General features: G+C 62.5%; 17 protein-coding genes. 10 read left to right on the top strand and 7 right to left on the bottom strand.

Features of this window, described 5'->3' with window-relative positions; genetic code table 11:
• The 3 genes from NKH73_RS12010 to NKH73_RS12000 all read left to right on the top strand — a co-directional run.
• Positions 1–612: polysaccharide deacetylase family protein (locus NKH73_RS12010; protein WP_352931511.1), on the top strand; the 612-nt coding region annotated here is incomplete at its 5' end.
• The gene (locus tag NKH73_RS12005) at positions 609–1598 is read left to right on the top strand and encodes a glycosyltransferase family 2 protein (protein ID WP_352931509.1); all 990 of its coding nucleotides are present in this window, start codon (positions 609–611) and stop codon (positions 1596–1598) included. The genes NKH73_RS12010 and NKH73_RS12005, both read left to right, overlap by 4 nt.
• Positions 1595–3415, top strand: coding sequence for an ABC transporter ATP-binding protein (locus NKH73_RS12000; RefSeq protein ID WP_352931507.1), 1821 nt, complete (start codon positions 1595–1597; stop codon positions 3413–3415). The genes NKH73_RS12005 and NKH73_RS12000 overlap by 4 nt, the downstream gene beginning before the upstream one ends.
• A gap of 76 nt (positions 3416–3491) precedes the next feature.
• On the opposite strand, the gene galE is transcribed toward NKH73_RS12000, so the two are convergent.
• The 3 genes from galE to NKH73_RS11985 form a co-directional block, all read right to left on the bottom strand.
• Positions 3492–4466: a UDP-glucose 4-epimerase GalE gene (gene galE, locus NKH73_RS11995; RefSeq protein WP_352931505.1), complete on the bottom strand. Its 975-nt coding sequence runs from the start codon at positions 4464–4466 to the stop codon at positions 3492–3494.
• Complete coding sequence (locus NKH73_RS11990) at positions 4463–5437, bottom strand: UDP-glucuronic acid decarboxylase family protein (RefSeq protein WP_352931503.1); 975 nt, start codon at positions 5435–5437, stop codon at positions 4463–4465. Before NKH73_RS11990 ends, galE begins: the two co-directional genes overlap by 4 nt.
• A 379-nt stretch (positions 5438–5816) precedes the next feature.
• Positions 5817–7019, bottom strand: coding sequence for an MFS transporter (locus NKH73_RS11985; RefSeq protein WP_352931501.1), 1203 nt, complete (start codon positions 7017–7019; stop codon positions 5817–5819).
• A gap of 211 nt (positions 7020–7230) precedes the next feature.
• Between NKH73_RS11985 and NKH73_RS11980 the strand changes: the two genes are divergently transcribed.
• Entirely contained in the window at positions 7231–7653 is a 423-nt protein-coding gene (locus NKH73_RS11980) for a VOC family protein (protein ID WP_352931499.1), read from the top strand.
• Between the two features lie 70 nt (positions 7654–7723).
• Here NKH73_RS11980 and NKH73_RS11975 read toward each other — a convergent pair whose 3' ends face one another.
• A complete protein-coding gene (locus tag NKH73_RS11975; protein WP_352931497.1) occupies positions 7724–8617 on the bottom strand; it encodes a LysR family transcriptional regulator in 894 nt (297 codons plus the stop codon).
• Positions 8618–8714: 97 nt separating this feature from the next.
• Here NKH73_RS11975 and NKH73_RS11970 point away from each other — a divergent pair, with 97 nt between their 5' ends.
• The gene (locus NKH73_RS11970) at positions 8715–9464 is read left to right on the top strand and encodes an SDR family NAD(P)-dependent oxidoreductase (protein ID WP_352931495.1); all 750 of its coding nucleotides are present in this window, start codon (positions 8715–8717) and stop codon (positions 9462–9464) included.
• Between the two features lie 8 nt (positions 9465–9472).
• On the opposite strand, the gene NKH73_RS11965 is transcribed toward NKH73_RS11970, so the two are convergent.
• Positions 9473–9934, bottom strand: a complete 462-nt coding sequence (locus NKH73_RS11965) for an Lrp/AsnC family transcriptional regulator (RefSeq protein ID WP_352931493.1) — start codon at positions 9932–9934, stop codon at positions 9473–9475.
• Positions 9935–10094: 160 nt separating this feature from the next.
• Here NKH73_RS11965 and NKH73_RS11960 point away from each other — a divergent pair, with 160 nt between their 5' ends.
• Both NKH73_RS11960 and NKH73_RS11955 read left to right on the top strand, forming a co-directional pair.
• The gene (locus NKH73_RS11960; RefSeq protein WP_352931491.1) at positions 10095–11102 is read left to right on the top strand and encodes an ornithine cyclodeaminase family protein; all 1008 of its coding nucleotides are present in this window, start codon (positions 10095–10097) and stop codon (positions 11100–11102) included.
• 129 nt (positions 11103–11231) lie between these two features.
• Positions 11232–11690, top strand: a complete 459-nt coding sequence (locus tag NKH73_RS11955; protein ID WP_352931489.1) for a GNAT family N-acetyltransferase — start codon at positions 11232–11234, stop codon at positions 11688–11690.
• Positions 11691–11726: 36 nt separating this feature from the next.
• On the opposite strand, the gene NKH73_RS11950 is transcribed toward NKH73_RS11955, so the two are convergent.
• Both NKH73_RS11950 and NKH73_RS11945 read right to left on the bottom strand, forming a co-directional pair.
• Positions 11727–12659, bottom strand: a complete 933-nt coding sequence (locus NKH73_RS11950) for a dimethylarginine dimethylaminohydrolase family protein (RefSeq protein WP_065006680.1) — start codon at positions 12657–12659, stop codon at positions 11727–11729.
• A 22-nt stretch (positions 12660–12681) separates the two neighbouring features.
• The gene (locus NKH73_RS11945) at positions 12682–14277 is read right to left on the bottom strand and encodes a zinc-binding metallopeptidase family protein (RefSeq protein WP_352931487.1); all 1596 of its coding nucleotides are present in this window, start codon (positions 14275–14277) and stop codon (positions 12682–12684) included.
• 75 nt (positions 14278–14352) lie between these two features.
• On the opposite strand from NKH73_RS11945, the gene NKH73_RS11940 reads away from it, so the two are divergent.
• From NKH73_RS11940 to NKH73_RS11930, 3 genes are all read left to right on the top strand, one after another.
• Positions 14353–15240 carry a LysR substrate-binding domain-containing protein gene (locus NKH73_RS11940; RefSeq protein ID WP_352931485.1) on the top strand — a complete coding sequence of 296 codons (888 nt, stop codon included), beginning with the start codon at positions 14353–14355 and terminating at the stop codon, positions 15238–15240.
• Between the two features lie 278 nt (positions 15241–15518).
• Positions 15519–16613, top strand: coding sequence for an ABC transporter ATP-binding protein (locus NKH73_RS11935; RefSeq protein ID WP_352931483.1), 1095 nt, complete (start codon positions 15519–15521; stop codon positions 16611–16613).
• Positions 16614–16688: 75 nt separating this feature from the next.
• Positions 16689–17804 (top strand): ABC transporter substrate-binding protein, encoded by a 1116-nt coding sequence (locus NKH73_RS11930; protein ID WP_352931481.1) that lies wholly within the window; start codon positions 16689–16691, stop codon positions 17802–17804.

The raw sequence follows: 17804 nt of genomic DNA, 5'->3' as shown, positions 1-17804 counted from the left end.
CAGATGGCATGGCTGCGCGCCAATGGCTTTCACGCGATCATGTCCGAGCAACTGGAATGGTTCATCGCCAACCGTCATCCTTTCGTTGGCCGCCCGGTGCTCATCAGCTTCGACGACGGTTTCCAGAACTTTGCCGACCATGCCTGGCCGACCTTGCGCGCGAACGATCTGACCGCGGAAGTGTTCCTGGTGACGGATCTGGTGGGTGAAAGTGCACGGTGGGACGCCGACAGCGGTCCGCCGACGCCGCTTATGGACGCCGGGACGGTGCGACGCCTCGCCGCCGAAGGCGCGTTCTTCGGAAGCCATCTGGCGACGCATCGCGCGATCGATGGTCTGTCGAGCTCTGACTTGGCCGCCGAGCTCCTTCGCTCTCGCATGTTCATCGAACGGTGGACCGGTCAGCCAACCACGGCGTTCGCGGCACCCTTCTCTGTCACCGACCGACGACTTGGCCGGCTGGCCAAGGAGTGCGGCTATCGAATCGGCTTCGGCGGCAAACACGGGCCGGCGGACCTCGATTGCGATCCCATCGACCTTCCGCGCATCGAGATTCGCGGGGACCGCTCGCTCGATGACTTTGTCGCCACTGTCGAGGCTGTTCTCGAATGAACGGTGAACTTGTCAGTGTCATTATTCCCGCTCACAATGCGCAAGATACAATCGACGAGACGCTCCGCAGCGTGCGCTCACAGTCCTATCCTGCGCTCGAGATTATTGTTGTTGACGATGGCTCACGCGACGAGACTGCCGCGATCGCCCGATGTCACGCGGAGATCGACCCGCGGGTGCGGCTGATCGAGCAGGCAAACGCCGGTGTGGCCGCCGCCCGCAATACGGGTTGGCGAGCGGCGCGATCCGACCTGATCGCATTCGTGGATGCCGACGATCTCTGGGCGCCGACCAAGATCGAGCGTCAGCTGGCTGTGCTCGATAGGACAGACGAGAAAGTGGGGCTCGTCTACTGCTGGTATTTGGTGATCGATGCACAGAGCATGATAACTGATCGTCAGCACCGGCCAAACTGGCGGGGCGATGTGCTTGAGCGCCTCTTTCACGGTAATTTCGTCGGCAACGGCAGCGCCGCGCTGGTACGCCGGCAGGCATTGATCGACGCAGATGGGTTCGAGAGTCGGCTGCGCGAGGCGGGCGCGCAGGGTTGCGAAGATATCCTCTTTTATTGTCGCGTCGCCGAAAGGTACCACTTCGAAGTCGTCGAGGAGCCGCTGATCGGGTATCGCTATTTGCCGGGAAATATGTCGAGCGATATGACTCGCATGCTGCGATCCTGGATGCTTGTGGTGGACGAGATGCTCGGCCGCCACCCGGGTGCGGCACCGACGTTGCGTAAGGGCCTGCATTTCTATTCGGCATGGCTCATTGAGCGGGCGTTGCACCAGAGGCAACCACGCTATGTCCTTCCGATCATGTCGCTGCTGCTTCGCCATCGTCCCGCGATCGCCATGCGGATAATCGCCGTCGATTTGCCGCGGGTCGGCGCGCAGTGGGCCAAACGCGCCGTGACGAGGCTGGTGCGTGGTCGCCGGCCGATCCCCCCGCAGGTGACGGCGCGCTTTCCCGCGGGGGAGCTGAAATGAGCCAAGCCAGTGACGTCATACGGCGCGGTGCAGTCCGTGCTTCGTTGCGCGATCTGTCTCACCTGCTGCGCATCGTTGGCAAGCCGCGCTGGGCGACGCCGGCATTGCTCGCGCTCGGCTTTCTGTCGTCCGTGGCCGAAACCCTAGGCATCACGCTGATCCTGCTGTTTCTTTATCTGGTCTCCAACCGGATCACCGACACAGGAGATGGCTTTCAGGGTCGAGCGCTGGGCGTGGCAGTTGCCTGGTTGGGTAGTCCTACCCGGCTCGCGGTGGCGATCCTCCTGCTCATTCTCGCGCGTGGAGCACTGGCGCTGGTATACTCCTTGATAAGCTCCAGCATCGGCGAGCGGATCAGCGAGCGCACGCGCAACCTCGTCCACGCGCAATATCTCAGAGTCGCCTTCGGATTCGTCCAACGGCACGAGCAATCGCAGCTCATGGAAGTGCTCGGGACCGAATCGTGGCTGGTTGCGCAAGCCTACGGGGCGGTCACGCGACTTATCATAAATAGCTGCTCGATCTTCGTGTTCGCCGTCTTCCTGCTCACGATCTCGTGGAAGATCTTGCTGATCGCGGCTGTCGGCTCAATCGCAATTTCGGCAATCTTGCGCATTTTTTCGCGGCCCGCCCGTGACCTGGGGCGTCAGGTGAAGAAGATCCATCAATCGCTAGGCGAGCACATGCTCATGACGCTCCAGGCATTGCGCACTATTCGCGCCTATGGACAGGAGACGCTTCATCAGCGCCGTTTCGTGCAATCGTCGGCGGCCGCACGCAACGCCTCGTTGTCCCTTATCCGCCTTTCGTCATGGATCGGCCCGACCACCGAGATCGGCTATCTGGGAATGTTGGGCTCTATCGTCCTGGTTTCCGGGTGGTGGCACATCAGCTTCGAGGTGACGCTGGCCGCTGTCGCACTGCTGTATCGGTTACAGCCGCATACGCAGGAGTTCGAAAGCAACCTGCTGTTTCTGGCGCAGATGCAGCCGCAACTGCGCTCAGTCTTGGAGATGATCCAGTCCGAGGACAAGGACTATCCATCGCAGGGTAGTATCGCGCTCAGGAATCTTGACGCGAGCATCGTCTTTGAGCACGTAAGCTTTGGATATGATCCAGATACGCTTGTGCTCAATGACCTGTCGTTCGAGATTCCAGCCGGAGTAACCACGGCGCTGATCGGCGCAAGTGGCGCAGGCAAGACTACGATCGTGAATCTCCTCCTGCGGCTATACGAGCCGACTTCCGGCGACATCAAGATTGACGGTACCCGGCTGGAAGACATCAAGCGGGACGATTGGCTGTCCAAGATCGCCGTAACGGGTCAGGACGTAGACCTCGTCGAGGGCACGGTAACAAACAACATCCGAATGGCCAAAGCCGATGCGACCGAAGACGAGATCTTTGCCGCCGCCCGCAGTGCCGGCGTCGCTGCATTCGTCGAGGGCCTCCCCGACCGCTATGACACCTGGATTGGGCAGGAGGGGCTGCGTTTTTCGGGGGGCCAGCGGCAGCGCATCGGCCTCGCACGAGCTGTTTTGCGCGATCCGGACTTCCTGATCCTGGATGAGGCGATGAACGCGCTCGATACCGCGCTTGAGGACCAGGTGCGGCGTGCAATTGATCGCCAGCTTGGCAACCGGACAATTTTGCTGATCACGCACCGCATCGAAACGGCGCGTGATGCCGCAAATGTCATTTGGATCGAGAACGGCAGAGTGAGGAGCCAGGGGCCCGCCTCCCTCATTATTCCTCAATATCAACAGCACCAGCAAGAAATTGTATCTGCCACTGACGTTCAGAGTAAGGGGCGGTAACCTCCTGCGGTTTCTTCAGTTGGCCGCTTCTTCAGTTGGCCGTGGGCGGTAGGCTGGCCTGCAGAATGGGACGTCCTCACAACCGGCGGCGATACCAGGCCAGCGCCGTTTCGACGATCCGGTCGATTCCGGACTGCTCAGGCGTCCAGCCGAGTTCCCGGGCCGCCTTGCCAGCCGCGGCCACAAGCGCAGGCGGGTCACCTGCCCTGCGCGGACCGTAGGCCACAGGGAGGCGCGTTCCCGAAGCCCGGCTCACCGCCTCGACCAACTCGTTCACCGTCGTTCCTGTTCCGGTGCCGAGATTGTAGACGTGGACTCCCGGATCGCGGAGAAGCTTCTCCCCTGCCAGAACGTGAGCACGGGCGAGATCGGTGACGTGGACATAGTCCCGCACCGCGGTTCCGTCCCTTGTGTCGAAGTCGGTGCCATTGATGGTAAAAACCCGTCCCGACCTGAGCGCCGCCTCGATAGCGAGCGGAATGACATGCGTTTCCGGTTCATGCCGCTCACCGACCTCGCCGTCGGGATCACATCCGGCCGCGTTGAAATACCGGAGCACAACCGCGTTGAGGCCATGGGCATCGGAAAGATTGTCCACCATTCGTTCTATGATGAATTTCGACCACCCATAGGGATTGATGGGCGACTGCGGATGCGTTTCGTCAATCGGAGAACGAACCGGAACGCCATAAGACGCGCAGGTGCTCGAAAAGATCAGCTTGTCGACGCCGGCCTTCAGCATCTCCTCGAGCAAGACCAGCGTCCCAAAACTGTTATTTCGGTAGTAGAGTTCCGGGCGCTCGACGGACTCGCCGACATAGGCGTAAGCGGCGAAATGCGCCACCACATCAGGCCGATACTGGTGCAGCGCCGCTGCCACCGCTGCGCCGTCGCAAACATCACCTTCGACAAGCGGTCCCCACTTGACCGCGTCGCGCCAGCCGCGCGAGAGGTTGTCATACCCAATGACGGACCAACCGGATTCGGCGAATGCCTTGCAACAGTGTGAGCCGATATAGCCCGCCCCGCCAGTGACCAAGACTGTTTTCATTCGGCTGCAGCGGAGCGAGCATATCCCGATGAGACCAAGTCATCGAAATAGGCAATGGTCTTGGCGAGACCGTCGCGCAACGCGATTCTTGGCTTCCAATTGAGCTCGCGCAAGGCACACCCGATATCAGGCTGTCGCTGCCTTGGGTCATCGATTGGCAAAGGTAAAAACACTATCTTGGATCGGCTTCCGGTAAGCTCGATCGTGAGATTGGCGAGTTCGAGCATCGTGAATTCGACCGGGTTGCCGAGATTGATTGGGCCGGTAACATCGTCGGCCGTGTGCATCAGGCGAACCAGACCGTCGATGAGATCGTCGACGTAGCAAAACGAGCGTGTCTGCTCGCCGGTGCCGTACACAGTTATCGGCTTGTTTTGCAGTGCCTGCACGATGAAGTTGGAGATGACGCGGCCGTCGTCCGGACGCATCCTCGGACCGTAAGTGTTGAAGATGCGCGCCACCTTGATCCGCAGCCTGTGCTGCCGCCAATAGTCGAAAAACAGGGTTTCGGCACACCGCTTGCCTTCGTCGTAACAGGAACGGGGCCCCACCGGGTTTACCCTGCCCCAATAGTTCTCGGTCTGCGGGTGAACCTCGGGATCGCCGTAGACTTCAGACGTGGACGCCTGAAGGATCTTTGCGCGGACCCGCTTGGCGAGCCCTAGCATGTTGATCGCCCCATGAACGTTGGTCTTTGTCGTCTGAACTGGATCGAACTGGTAGTGAACGGGGCTTGCCGGGCAAGCAAGGTTGTATATTTCGTCAACCTCTATGTAGAGCGGAAATGTCACGTCGTGGCGAATGATCTCAAAGGATCTGTGGTCGAGCAAATGCGAGACGTTTTTCCGACTTCCTGTGAAGAAATTGTCGACGCATACGACCTCGTGGCCTTCAGCAAGCAACCGCTCGCATAAGAACGATCCCAGAAAACCTGCGCCCCCAGTCACCAAGATTCGCTTTGCCAGCTGCATATTTGGGACCCTCACGCCAGTTCTTCACGCAATCGAATGCCTAATGCCCGGGGCGACGATAGGAAAAAAATGCTGCGCCGCAACACAAAATGTTAACGTGGTTGAAATAGTCGCGTGAGGTGGTGATCTGCGAAACGCGCGAAAACTGCCTGAATTTGCCTATTTCGGCAGTTTTGTCCGAATCTCGAAACTTATCCTGGTGCGAGCGCGCTGCAATGCAACATGATCGATCGCTAATCGGAGATGAGAACACGGTTCTCACCGACCTGACTAACAGAGCACAAAGCTTCCATCGTTGCCGACGGGGCCCCATGGTTGGCGTCAAAAGCTGACATAGCCGATGTCAACTTTCGACCCCTGCGTCCTCGCTCCGCCAAGCCTAAGCCGGTTGCAACTCCCTGCGCGGCAGCCGCGGGAAGGCGATCGCCACCGCCACCGCGCCGAGCCCGACAAGGGCCGAGCCGATGAACAGCCAGGAATAGCTGGCATAGGCATCGAATACCATGCCGCCGGCGAGCGGGCCGAAGGCCATGCCGATGCTGGACAGCATGGTCACCGCACCAAACACCGTGCCGAGGATGCGCTGGCCGAAATATTCGCGCGCCAGCACCGCATAGAGCGGCATCACGCCGCCATAGGTGGCGCCGAAGATGATCGCGAGCGTGTAGAATTGACCAAGCTCGCTGACGGCAAGATAGGCTGCGATCACGACGGCCTGTATCGCCAGACCGGTAATCAGAACCGGCTTGACCCCCAGCCTGTCGGCAAGCACGCCATATAGAAGCCTGCCGCCTAAGCCGGCCAGGCCCTCGATGCTATAGATGCTGACCGCCGCCATCGGCGCTATGCCGCACAGCATGGCATAGCTGACCATGTGAAAAATCGGTCCGGAATGCGCCGCGCAGCAGGCAAAGAAGGTCAGGGCCAGAACAATGAATTGCGGCGAGCGCAGCGCCTGTGGAACCGACATGCCGGTATCGTTGGCGGCAACATCGGCGGCGGCCCCGTCGGCGGCGGGCTTGGGCGGCTGGCGCACCAGCAATGCGGCCGGCACCAGCAGCGCCCATGCCGCGACGCCGATGACGAACATGGCGGTGCGCCAGTCATAGGCCGTGATCAGCCATTGCGCAAAGGGCGAGATCGTCATCGGCGCCACGCCCATGCCCGCCGAGACCAGGGAAACGGCCAAGCTGCGATTGGTGTCGAACCAAGCGGCGGTCAGCGCGATCATCGGCGCGAAGAAGGCGCTTGCCGCGAGGCCGACGAGCACGCCATAGGTGATCTGGAAGACAAGCAGCGAGCCGGTGCGGCTGGCCAGCACCAGCGCCAGCCCGAGCAGCAACGCACCTGTCATCACAACTATGCGAGCGCCATAGCGATCGTAAATGGCGCCCCAGGCGAAGCCGCCGAGGCCCATCACCAGGAAGTTCAGCGTCATCGCGCTCGATATGCCGGCGCGCGACCAATCTGTGTCGAGCGCCATCGGTTCGAGGAAGATCGCCAGCGAGAACATCGCCCCGAGGGCGACACAGGTCATCAGGGCGCCAGCCGCGACGATGACCCAACGATAGGAAATGCTCATATTTTTCTCCCGAGATCGTTTGGACACGGCGCGACTTCTTCGAGCTTCGTCACACCGCTTGCGTCCGAAGGACGACGACGACATTTCGAATCCTACAATCCGGTTGCATTTTTTATCCAGTCATGAAATCGCGCCACTCGATTGCTCCATTGCATTGACCGTGCACCGTCCTGAGCTAGATTTCCAACCTGGCAATCAGGAGTTATCAGGCATGGAACTTCATCGGGGCCGTCTCATCGACCACGTCCAGTTGGTGGTCAGGGATCTCAAGGCCAGCCGCCGCTTCTACGAGGCGGTTTTCAAGGTGCTCGATATTCCAATCGGTGGCAGCGCCGAGGATTATTTCTGGGCCGACGAACTGTTCGTTTCCAGCATCGACAGCCGAGCCGCCCAGGGAAAGCTGACCGGACGCCACCACCTTGCCTTCCAGGCAAAGGACCGCGCGATGGTCGACGCCTTCTACAAGGCCGGCCTCGATGGCGGCGGCACGGACAATGGCGCACCGGGCGAGCGGCAGCACTACCATCCCGGCTACTATGCCGCCTTCCTGCTCGATCCCGACGGCAACAACATCGAGGCCGTCTTTCACGGGTCCGCCAACCGCAGCGCCACTTCGGTGGAGATTACGTTCTGATCACGGGTGACGACGGCAGAATCTTGCTTGCGATGGCATCGGATCGACTGTGGACGCCATCCCACTTTGCCTATCGCGTCAGCGCCGCCATTTGGCCCGCCAGGAAGTCGACGAACAGCCGGGCGCGGACCGGTAGCTGTCGCCCATACGCATGGACGATGTGCACCGGCATTGTCGGCATCGCCACCTTGGGCAGAATGCGGACCAGACGGCCGGCGTCGAGATCGTCCTGCACGGCAAACTGCATCAGATGCGCGATGCCGGCTCCGGCAAGCGCCGCCTGCCGGATTGCGCCGCCGTCGTCCGTATCGAGCCGACCGTTCGGCACGATCACAGCGCCGTCGGCAAATGTGACGGGATAAGGCCGGCCGGCCATCTGGTAACGGACGAAGTCGTGGCTCTGCAAATCCTCGATCGAGGCCGGCCGGCCGCGCCGTTCGACATAGGTCGGCGACGCCACCAGCACGATCGGCAGATTGGCGATCTTGCGCGCGATGAGCCCGGTGTCCGACAGCGTCCCCATCCGCACCGCGACGTCGTAGCCTTCGCGAATCAGGTCGGCATGGCGGTCGGTGATGCTGAGCTCGAGCTTCACCTCGCTGTGCTGAGCCAGGAACGCTTGCGCCCATGCGGCGATCAGGCCGCGCCCGAGTTCCACGGATGCCGTGACGCGCAGCAGGCCGCGTGCCATATCGGCCATCTGGACGATGTCCTCGGCATCATCGAGCGCTCTCAGCAAAGGCGCGACCCGCTCGTAATAGGCGAGGCCTTCGCTGGTCAGTGCCAAGCGGCGCGTCGAGCGCTGGACCAGCCTGACGCCCAGCCGCCGCTCGAGCCGCGCTACACTCTTCGACACCGCCGAAGGGCTGGAGCCGACCAGCCGGCTGGCCGCGTGGAACGAGCCGGCATCGACCGTGCGAACGAAGGCGACGAGACCGGCGGTCTTTTCAAGGATGGTGGTCATTCAAGAATTCCAGGCACGAAAGAACCGATCGAGGCGACCTTAATACGCTATCTGATCACTATTAAATACCGCTCATCGTCAACGAAGGAGAGATTTGATGAGCAAGCTGAACGGCAAGGTGGCCATCGTCACCGGCGCCTCCAAGGGTATCGGCGCCGGCATCGCCAAGGGCCTTGCGGCGGCCGGTGCCGCCGTGGTCGTCAACTATGCTTCGTCGCGGGAAGGTGCGGACCGCGTCGTCGCCGCGATCAAGGACGCAGGCGGCCGAGCCATTGCCGTCCACGGTGACGTGTCGCAATCGGCCGACGTGCGCCGCCTGTTCGAGGCCGCCAAATCCTCGTTCGGCGCGGTGGACATCCTGGTCAACAACGCCGGCGTCTTCGCATTCGAGCCACTGGAAGCGGTGACCGAGGCCGAGTTCCACCGTGAATTCAACACCAATGTGCTGGGCACCATTCTGGCCATCCGGGAAGCAGTGAACCATTTCGGCGCCGGAGGCGGCAGCGTCATCAACATCAGCTCGGTCGCCAGCCTCAACCCGCAGCCGAACTCGCTGGTCTACGCCGCCACCAAGGGCGCGGTGGATTCGATCACGCTCTCCATGTCGAGAGAGCTCGGCGCCCGCAACATCCGCGTCAACGCCATCGCGCCCGGCGGCGTCGACACCGAAGGCCTGCGGTGGATCGGGATCGTCGGCAGCGAGTTCGAAAAGCAAATCATCGCCATGACCCCGCTGGGCCGCTTCGGCCAGCCCGACGACATCGCCCGCATCGCGGTGTTCCTCGCCTCCGACGACGCGTCCTGGCTGACCGGAGAACGCATTACCGCCTCGGGGGGCTGGCGCTAGGCATCTGCTCACACCGGCAAGAGAGCGTTCGGCTTGACATCGGCGATGGAGGCGAAAGTGTGCGTTTCGCGCACGCCGGGCAGTGGCAGGATAACCCGCTGCAGGAAGTCCTGGAACACCGCCATATCGGAAATCCGCGCCTTGACCAGATAGTCGAAACCACCAACCACCATATGGCACTCCAGAACCTCCGGGGCTTTCGCCACGGCTTCGGCGAAGCGGTCGAAGACGTGCGGCGCCGTGTGGTCAAGCCGGACCTCGATGAACACCAGCGTTCCCCGGCCGACCTTGCGCGGATCGAGCACGGCCCTGACCGCGGTGATGAACCCGTCGCGGAACAGGCGCTTCACCCGCTGGCTGGTTCCGGTTGGCGACAGCCCGACACACCCAGCAAGATCAAGCGTCGTCCGACGTCCGTCTTCCTGCAGCAACCGGAGCAGGCTGCGGTCTATCTGGTCGAGGTCGCTCATTTCACAATCCACGCTACCTCTGGGACTTTTGCGTTGATTTCACGCAGAGACGCCGGAATCAAGGTATTTCATCACATAAAATCTCCCAATAACTTGCGCTTCTCTCATCCGCTTAAAGCAAACGTGCGAGCCGATTTCGACGAACTAAAGGGGGTGCAGGATGACCAAGGAAGCGTTCAGCCCAGCCGGCAGGAGTGCGGCGGAAATCAGCAAGGGAGCGACCGAGATCCTGGTGCTGAGCGAAACCGACGTGAGGGAATGCATCGACCTCAGTCAGCTTCTCGATGTTTTGGAAGACGGCTTCAAGGCGCTGTCACAAGGCAAGGTCGTCAATCCACCCCGACCGCAACTCGACATCCCCGCCGCCGGCTACAGCCTCGCCATGCCAGCGTGGATGGAGGGCATGAACCTGACCGTTAAGATCGTCAATGTCTTCGAAGGCAATTTGGCCAAGAACCTGCCCAGCCACCTCGCCACGATCAGCCTGTTCGATCCGCTGTCCGGCCTGCCGGTCTGTATTATGGACGGCACCTTCATAACCGCGGTACGAACCTCCGGCTCCGCCGTGCTGTCGGTGCGCGCGCTTGCCCGCCGGGACGCCAGGATAGCGACCGTGGTCGGTGCCGGCGTGCAGGCCAACCAGCACCTTCATCTCTTGCCGCTGGTGCGCGACTTTGCCGAAATCCGTGTCGCTTCAAAGAGCTTCGACGATGCGGCAGCGCTTGCCCGACTGCATCCGTCGGTGGTGGCGGTCGCCGACCTCGAAGCGGCAGTGCGCAGTTCCGACGTGGTGTGCCTGGCGACGCATTCCTACAAGCCGGTGATCAAGGCAGACTGGGTCCAGCCGGGCACACACGTCTCGTCGGTCGGAGTGGCGCCTCCCGGCGGTGAAATGCCGATCGAGCTCATCGGCAAATCCAGTCTTTTTGTCGAGACCAAGGATGCGTTCAAACCGACCCCGGTCGGTTGTTGCGAGCTTGCCGGTTTCGACCCGGATTTCGGCACCGAGCTTGGCGCCATGCTGCTCGACCGCGCGCCGGGTCGCGTTTCGGATCGGCAGATCACCACCTACAAGGCGATGGGCATTGCGATGGAAGATATGGTCGCCGCCGACCTCGCCTATCGTTGCGCCCGGCGTCTGCGCAAGGGAAAGCTGATCGTGCTGTAGGCGCGTGCCGCCAGCCATGCGGAATCGACGTTGCTGACAAGTGGCGCTTTCACGGAGGTGGCTGGCGCTGATCGAGCCGGCATTTGCGTTGACCATTCCTGCCCTATGTTGCGGCAATGGAGGAGCGCCATGCGAAACCGAAACGACAGCGCGGGATGGACCGTCCGGCTGACGCATACAACGGACCTCCGGGTACCGGACCTCAAGGCAAAGGAACGGGCCGCCGCTTCTCTCTACCGCTACAATATCGAAAAGACCGGGATCGACGACAGAATGCCGATCGGTGCAGAGCTTTGCAGCTCTTCGGGAGAGGTGTTGGGCGGCCTTTGGGGCCGGACCGAGCTTGGGCTGTTGTTTCTCGACATGTTTTTCCTGCCGGAGCACGTGCGCGGGAAATCGCAAGGTGCACGGCTTCTCGCGGCGGTAGAGGAGGAAGCGAGAAGCCGCGGCTGCAAGCGCGCCGTCGTCGAGACAAGCAGCTTCCAGGCTCCGGATTTCTACCTCCGGCACGGCTACGACGAAATTGGCCGGGTTGAGTTCGGCGACGACCGTCACGCCCGCATTTTCTTGCGCAAGACGCTGGAATAAGGCGCCGCTGTCAGGTCCGGCTTCGCACCTGCCCCCTCACGCCGGCTCGCGCTTCAGCGCTTGCGCCATGCAATGAATGCCGCCGCCGGTCTTCGAGATCTCGCTCATGTCGACCGCCGCAACCTCGAAGCCGCGTGCCTTGAGCTGGCCGATCAGCGTCTGGCTGGACGTCGGCGCGATCACCCTGTCCTTACCCAGCGACATGAAGTTGCAGCCGAGCGCCATCGTGTCCTGGAACGGCACGTCGATGATCTCGTGGCCCTTGCCCTTCAGCCAGTCGACGATGCCCGGCTCCGTGCAGGCGAGGCAGACGGCCGTCAGTTTTTCGGCAATCGGCACCACCATCAAGTCGATATGGACGTAATATTCGTCGATGAAGGCGATGCGGGTCTCCCAGCCTTCCTTATCGAACCAGGCCTGGACCTGGCGGGCGCCTTCTTCTTGAGTGCGGGCGCCGCCGCAGCCGATCAGCACCACACCGTCCTCGATGACGTTGAAATCGCCGCCCTCGAAAGTGCCCGCGGTGACCATGTCGTAGATCGGGATGCCGAGCTTTTCATAAGTGCGGATCGCCGCGTAGTTCTCGCCGCGCCGCCACCAATTGGCCATCGCGGTGATGATGACGCCGTACGGCGTCATCACGCTGGAATCGCGGGAGTAGACCTGCATCGGCAGTTCCGGCGTTGGCTCGTGCCAGTGGATGTTGACGCCGAAATGCTCGTAGGCGGCAACCAGGTCCTTGTGCTGCGCCTGCGCGATCTGGACGTTGCACGGCGCCTCGCGCAGATGCTTGCGCGACAGCGAGCTGGTCGAGAGGTGGCGCAGGAAATTGGGCGAGCCGAGCAGCACGTCGGTCAGGACGTCGGTTTCGTTGGCAAAGCCCCAGGTGGTCAGCGGCTTGGTGCCGCCGGCCGGGTTGCGGCGCTGCAACGAAAACGGTTCTGCGACGATGCGGTCATGAACGGTCATGGGATTCTCCTGGCTTGGGTGATCACGCGGGTTGCGGGTTGCTTGGTATCCACCAGTCCCGTCCGCGCGGGGTGGTGACATATTCCGGCCAGCGGAAATGGATCGGCGGGTCGTAGTCGCAGAGCGGCGCGATCCAGTTCGAGCCGCCGATGCCGCCGCCGGTGCGGCTGATGAATTCGTCCATCGCCGCATCGCGGGCGGACTTGTCTTCCAGCAGGCGAAGTGCTGCCAGCGCGATCGTCTTCGCGGCACAGGTGACCATCGGATCGATCGTCGTAGAAATGCCGCCCAGCGCGTTCATCACCCAGGACGGATAGGCGTGGCCACTTCCAGAACGCAGCGCCGGGCGGGCGACATAGAACCGCGCCGTCGGCGCATGCCACGACATGTCGGTATAATCGTCTGAGGTCGAGTTGATTTGCGATGGCGGCAGGTCGCGGCGCAGGATCGCCTCTGCATCCTGCGGCGCAATTAGCTGCTCCATCTCGGCGATGAACGGCTCCTCGCTCGCCGTGCCATCGGCATTGACCTGGATTTCGCGGGCGATTGCCTTGGCTGCCTCGTCCCAACGCGGCGGCCCGACTGTCGACAGCGCTTCATAGGCGGTACTTGCCATCGCGTGGTTGGCGAGCCCCGGCCGCGACTTCGACACCCAGTGCCGTTCATATCGGCAGCCGCTCATTTTCGCGGCGGCTTCCGCATTGCGGTCGAGCACGGCGGTCACCTGCTCGGCCATAGCAAGCGTCGGCGCGCGGATCATGTATTGGATCTCCGCCAGCCCGGCCGGCAGATTGTCGGCGGTCGCCTGCCCTGCCGTCAGGATCGCCTCGCTGATCGACCAGCCGCCCTGATGCGGCAGCATGGAATCGCGAAGGGCCTTGGACGCCATGTACATCATCATGAGCGCGTCGTTGGCGCCTGGCGCCCTGACCGCCGAATGCGCCTGCGGGATCGGCGCGCCATCGCTTGCGCGAACCCAATTCTCGGGCTCGTCGCAGACGAAACGGTAGATTATCGCATAGGCCGCGCCGCAATGCGTGTCCCAGCGCGCCGTGTTGCAGAGCGGCAGCATGTAGAACGGATGGAAGGAGATCATGCCGGCGAGGCCATCGTAATAGCCCTTCGCCGCATGGATCGGCTTCGAGCCCCGCACCTTCTCCGCCGGCTCGCCGGTGAAGCGCAGCGTGCCCGATATGCCGTGGCGCTGCATCGCCGCCTTCGCCGCCAAAAGCCCGCCCAGGCTGGCAATGCCGAGCCCGGAATGCGGATCGGTGTGGCCGCCGGCCTGTTCGCCGAGGCCAGGACGCGCTCGCTTGACGGTCGCCGCATCCTGGCAATTGCCGGGCACCGCGTCATACTCGGCATACATGCCGATTGTCGGCCCGGCGCCGTTGGTCCAGTGCGCGCAGAAGGCTGTGGGCATGCCGCCAGAGCCTTCCTCGACGGAAAAACCTTCATATTTCAGCCGCTCGACATACCACGCGGCCGACTGGTATTCGCGCCAGGCGGTCTCGCCGAAGTCGAAGATGGTCCTCGTCCACGCCGACAGCGACGGCTGGATGTCGTCCAGACAAGCAAGCGCGGTCGCTTGGGCCGAGTTCGTCACCGGTTCCTCCATCGATCAAAGAAAGCAGTGAAGCGCCTCGCCAAAAAGTGATATGTTTTTCCGGCTCATGCAAATTCGGTTCACCTCTTGAGAATTCCCTCGACGCAGGCGCTGCGCGCCCTCGACAGTTTTGCCCGCCACGGCAGCGTCTGGCGCGCCGCCGACGAACTGCACCTGACCCGTAGCGCGGTTAGCCACCAGCTTCGCTTGCTCGAACGCGATCTCGGCTTCGATCTGCTCGAGCGCATCGGCAAGGGCGTGGCGCTCACCCCGCGCGGCCAGCGCTACGCCAGCGACGTGCGCAAGGCGTTGACGGTGCTGGGCGACGCGGTAACGCGCCATGCCGGCACCGGCGTCGGCGGCTCGTTCAGCGTCAGCTGCACGCCGGGGTTCGCCTCGCTGTTCCTGTGCACTCACATTGGCGAATTCCGGCAGATGTACCCCGACGTCGCGCTGCGCATCCTGACGCCGCGGCGGCTGGACGATGTCAGCAATGCCGAGGCCGACGCCTTCATCGCCTTCGGCGTCGGCAACTGGCCGAACCGCGCCGTCGAGCTGTTGTGCGAGATCTCGTTCACGCCGCTGTGCAGCCCGACGCTGCTCAACAAGATCGGCGGCTTTTCTAAGCCCGCCGACGTGCTGCGCGCCAATCTCCTGCATCTCGGCGACACCGAGGACTGGGCGCGATGGCTGGCGCTGTCCAAGGTCGAGAACCCCGACACCGAGGGCGGCATCTTCTTTTCCGACATGAACCTGGTTTTCTCGGCGGCGATCGCCGGTCAGGGCATCGCCATGGGCGACGAATTGACCAGCCGCCGGGCGCTGAGCGAAGGCCGGCTGGTCCGCCCCTTCGACATCGCGATCCCTTCGCCACGCTCCTATTTCCTCGTCTCCGAGCATGCCAAAGCAAACCATCCGGTGCTTGAGGCGTTCAGCAGGTGGCTGAGGTCGAAACTGTCGGAGAACCAGCGCTAATCTCCCCCCTCGAGGGGCGGAGATGGCCGCGAAGCGGCCAGAGGGGGTCGGTCCGATTAGGCTAGGCCAAGTCTGGCTTTCCTCAAAGAAAGAGGAAGTCGCACTCCACGCGCAGCGACCCCCTCTGTCGCCTTCGGCGACATCTCCCCCTCGAGGGGGGAGATCAGCAGCGCCATCCCCATAGATGAATCAAATTTGCCGGTCAGGCGAAAACTATTCGGTTGCGGTGAGCCGCCGCCCTGCCCTACGATTTACCTCAGCGTGAGGACAAAGGCAGGATGCAGCAACCCGGCCGGGCCGCAGAGATCAAGGCAATCGGGATCGGCAAGAGCTTCGGCTCATTCCGTGCGCTGGACGATCTGACGCTCGATATCGGCCGCGGCGAGTTCCTGACCCTGCTCGGACCGTCGGGTTCAGGCAAGACCACTTTCCTGATGATCCTTGCCGGTTTCGTGCAGCCCACCGACGGCCGCCTTTACAGCGACGGCGTCGATATCACCGAGCGGCCGGCCGAGCAGCGCGCCGCCGGCATGGTGTTCCAGGGCTATGCGCTGTTCCCGCATATGTCGGTCGAAGCCAACATCGCCTTCCCGCTCAAGGTGCGCAAGAAATCGTCGGCCGAGATCAAGCGCCGCGTCGGCGAGATGATCGAGCGCGTCGGGCTGAAGGGCCACGAGAAGAAACTGCCGTCGCAGCTTTCCGGCGGTCAGCAGCAGCGCGTGGCGCTGGCACGCGCGCTGGTGTTCGAGCCGGGCGTGCTTTTGCTGGACGAGCCGTTCTCGGCGCTCGATAAGGGTCTGCGCGGCCAGATGCAGGCCGAGATGAAGCGGCTGCACCAGGAGACCGGCACCACCTTCGTCTTCGTCACCCACGACCAGAGCGAGGCGCTGGCGCTGTCGTCGCGCGTCGCCATCTTCAACCATGGCAAATTGCTGCAGGTAGGCAGGCCTGACGAGGTTTACGACCGGCCGGCCAACCGCTTCGTTGCTGAGTTCCTCGGCGAGATCAACATGCTGCCGCTGAAGGGCGTGCGCAACGCCGACAATGGCGCCACCGGCCTGTGCGAAGACCGCACCATCAGCCTGCGCGGCGATGCCAACGCGGTCGGCAGTAATGCCATCCTGGCGATCCGGCCAGAGTACATGTCGATCGCTCCCGAAGCGGCAGCGGGCGAGAACGGCATCGCCGCCACTGCGGTCGCCTCGACCTATCTTGGTGCTGCGACGCGGCTCGATCTGACCACGCGCCAAGGCGCCAAGGTGACCGTCTCCGTGCCGAACGAAGTCGCCGCCTCAGCACTCTGCAAGGGCAATTCCGTGTGGCTGACATGGCCGGCGGAAAAAGGTTTCCTCCTTCCGGACGGAGGACAATGACGATCGGCATGGCGAAGCTGAAATTCGCCAGGCCAACTTTCGGGAAATATCAACGACAAGAAAAGGGGAACTGACATGACGAACAAAACCAAGAAACACTCCATCGAGACGTTGTCCGCCAGGGCCGTGCGCGGTGAGATCTCGCGCCGGCAGTTCACGCAGCTGGCAGCACTCGTGCTGGCCGGCACACCGATGCTGCTGCGCTCGACCGATGCCTTCGCGCAAGCCAAGCAACTGGTGCTGGTCAACTGGGGCGGCGACGCCATCACCGCCTATGATGCGGCCTATGGCCAGGCCTTTACCAAGGAGACCGGCATCACCGTCAAGATGGATGGCTCCGGCCCGACCGAGGGCGCGATCGCCGCGCAGTTCAAGAGCGGCGCGCCGACCTGGGACCTGGTCGACGTCGACCCGTTTTCGGCCATCACGCTGGGCGCGCAAGGCATGCTCGAGCCGATCGATTATTCGATCGTCGACAAGAAGAAGATGCGCGAGGGCTTCGGCTGGGAACACGCCGCCTCGACCTATTTCTTCTCCTATGTCATCGCCTACGACGCCGAAAAGTTTGGCAGCCAGGCACCGACCGGCATGGCCGATTTCTTCGATGTGGCGAAATTCCCCGGCAAGCGCTCGCTCTACAAATGGGGCGTATCGAGCTGGGAAGCGGCACTGCTTGCCGACGGCATCGCGCCGGCCTCGCTCTACCCGCTCGACCTCAAGCGCGCGCATGACAAGATCGCTGCCTTCAAGGAGAATGTCGTCGCCTATTGGGGCGGCGGCGCCGAAAGCCAGAGCGTGCTGCTCGACGGCGAGGCCTCGATGGCGATCGTCTGGTCGACCCGCGCCTCGCTGATCGAGCAGGATTCCGGCGGCAAGATCAAGTTCATCTGGGACCAGGGCCTGATCTCGCCCGGCGCGCTTGCCGTGCTGAAGGGCAATCCCGGCGGCAAGGAAGCGGCGATGAAGTTTATCGCCAGCGCTCAGGACCCGGAAAAGCAGCTGATCATGTTCGACAAGCTCGGCCAGGGCCCAGCCAATCCGGCGGCCGACGCGCTGATTCCCGCCGACAAGAAGCGCATCAACCCGGTCGACCCCGAAAACATGAAGAAGCAGATCGCGCTCGACATGGAGTGGTACGCCAAGAACTACGGGGCCGCGCTCGACGAATACACGAAGATCATCTCCGCCTGA

This window comes from Mesorhizobium sp. M0938, assembly GCF_040319125.1.
Taxonomy (GTDB): domain Bacteria; phylum Pseudomonadota; class Alphaproteobacteria; order Rhizobiales; family Rhizobiaceae; genus Mesorhizobium; species Mesorhizobium robiniae.
This window is presented reverse-complemented; position numbering and strand designations above follow the sequence as displayed.

What these genes read in the sequence shown, in the direction of transcription:
- NKH73_RS11955 (WP_352931489.1), top strand. Translation starts at nt 11,232, where the DNA reads ATGCGAAACCGAAACGACAGCGCGGGATGGACCGTCCGGCTGACGCAT.
- NKH73_RS11985 (WP_352931501.1), bottom strand. Translation starts at nt 7,019, where the DNA reads ATGAGCATTTCCTATCGTTGGGTCATCGTCGCGGCTGGCGCCCTGATG.
- NKH73_RS11935 (WP_352931483.1), top strand. Translation starts at nt 15,519, where the DNA reads ATGCAGCAACCCGGCCGGGCCGCAGAGATCAAGGCAATCGGGATCGGC.
- NKH73_RS11965 (WP_352931493.1), bottom strand. Translation starts at nt 9,934, where the DNA reads ATGAGCGACCTCGACCAGATAGACCGCAGCCTGCTCCGGTTGCTGCAG.
- NKH73_RS11990 (WP_352931503.1), bottom strand. Translation starts at nt 5,437, where the DNA reads ATGCAGCTGGCAAAGCGAATCTTGGTGACTGGGGGCGCAGGTTTTCTG.
- NKH73_RS11975 (WP_352931497.1), bottom strand. Translation starts at nt 8,617, where the DNA reads ATGACCACCATCCTTGAAAAGACCGCCGGTCTCGTCGCCTTCGTTCGC.
- NKH73_RS11960 (WP_352931491.1), top strand. Translation starts at nt 10,095, where the DNA reads ATGACCAAGGAAGCGTTCAGCCCAGCCGGCAGGAGTGCGGCGGAAATC.
- NKH73_RS12000 (WP_352931507.1), top strand. Translation starts at nt 1,595, where the DNA reads ATGAGCCAAGCCAGTGACGTCATACGGCGCGGTGCAGTCCGTGCTTCG.
- NKH73_RS11930 (WP_352931481.1), top strand. Translation starts at nt 16,689, where the DNA reads ATGACGAACAAAACCAAGAAACACTCCATCGAGACGTTGTCCGCCAGG.
- NKH73_RS11950 (WP_065006680.1), bottom strand. Translation starts at nt 12,659, where the DNA reads ATGACCGTTCATGACCGCATCGTCGCAGAACCGTTTTCGTTGCAGCGC.
- galE (WP_352931505.1), bottom strand. Translation starts at nt 4,466, where the DNA reads ATGAAAACAGTCTTGGTCACTGGCGGGGCGGGCTATATCGGCTCACAC.
- NKH73_RS11970 (WP_352931495.1), top strand. Translation starts at nt 8,715, where the DNA reads ATGAGCAAGCTGAACGGCAAGGTGGCCATCGTCACCGGCGCCTCCAAG.
- NKH73_RS11945 (WP_352931487.1), bottom strand. Translation starts at nt 14,277, where the DNA reads ATGGAGGAACCGGTGACGAACTCGGCCCAAGCGACCGCGCTTGCTTGT.
- NKH73_RS12005 (WP_352931509.1), top strand. Translation starts at nt 609, where the DNA reads ATGAACGGTGAACTTGTCAGTGTCATTATTCCCGCTCACAATGCGCAA.
- NKH73_RS11980 (WP_352931499.1), top strand. Translation starts at nt 7,231, where the DNA reads ATGGAACTTCATCGGGGCCGTCTCATCGACCACGTCCAGTTGGTGGTC.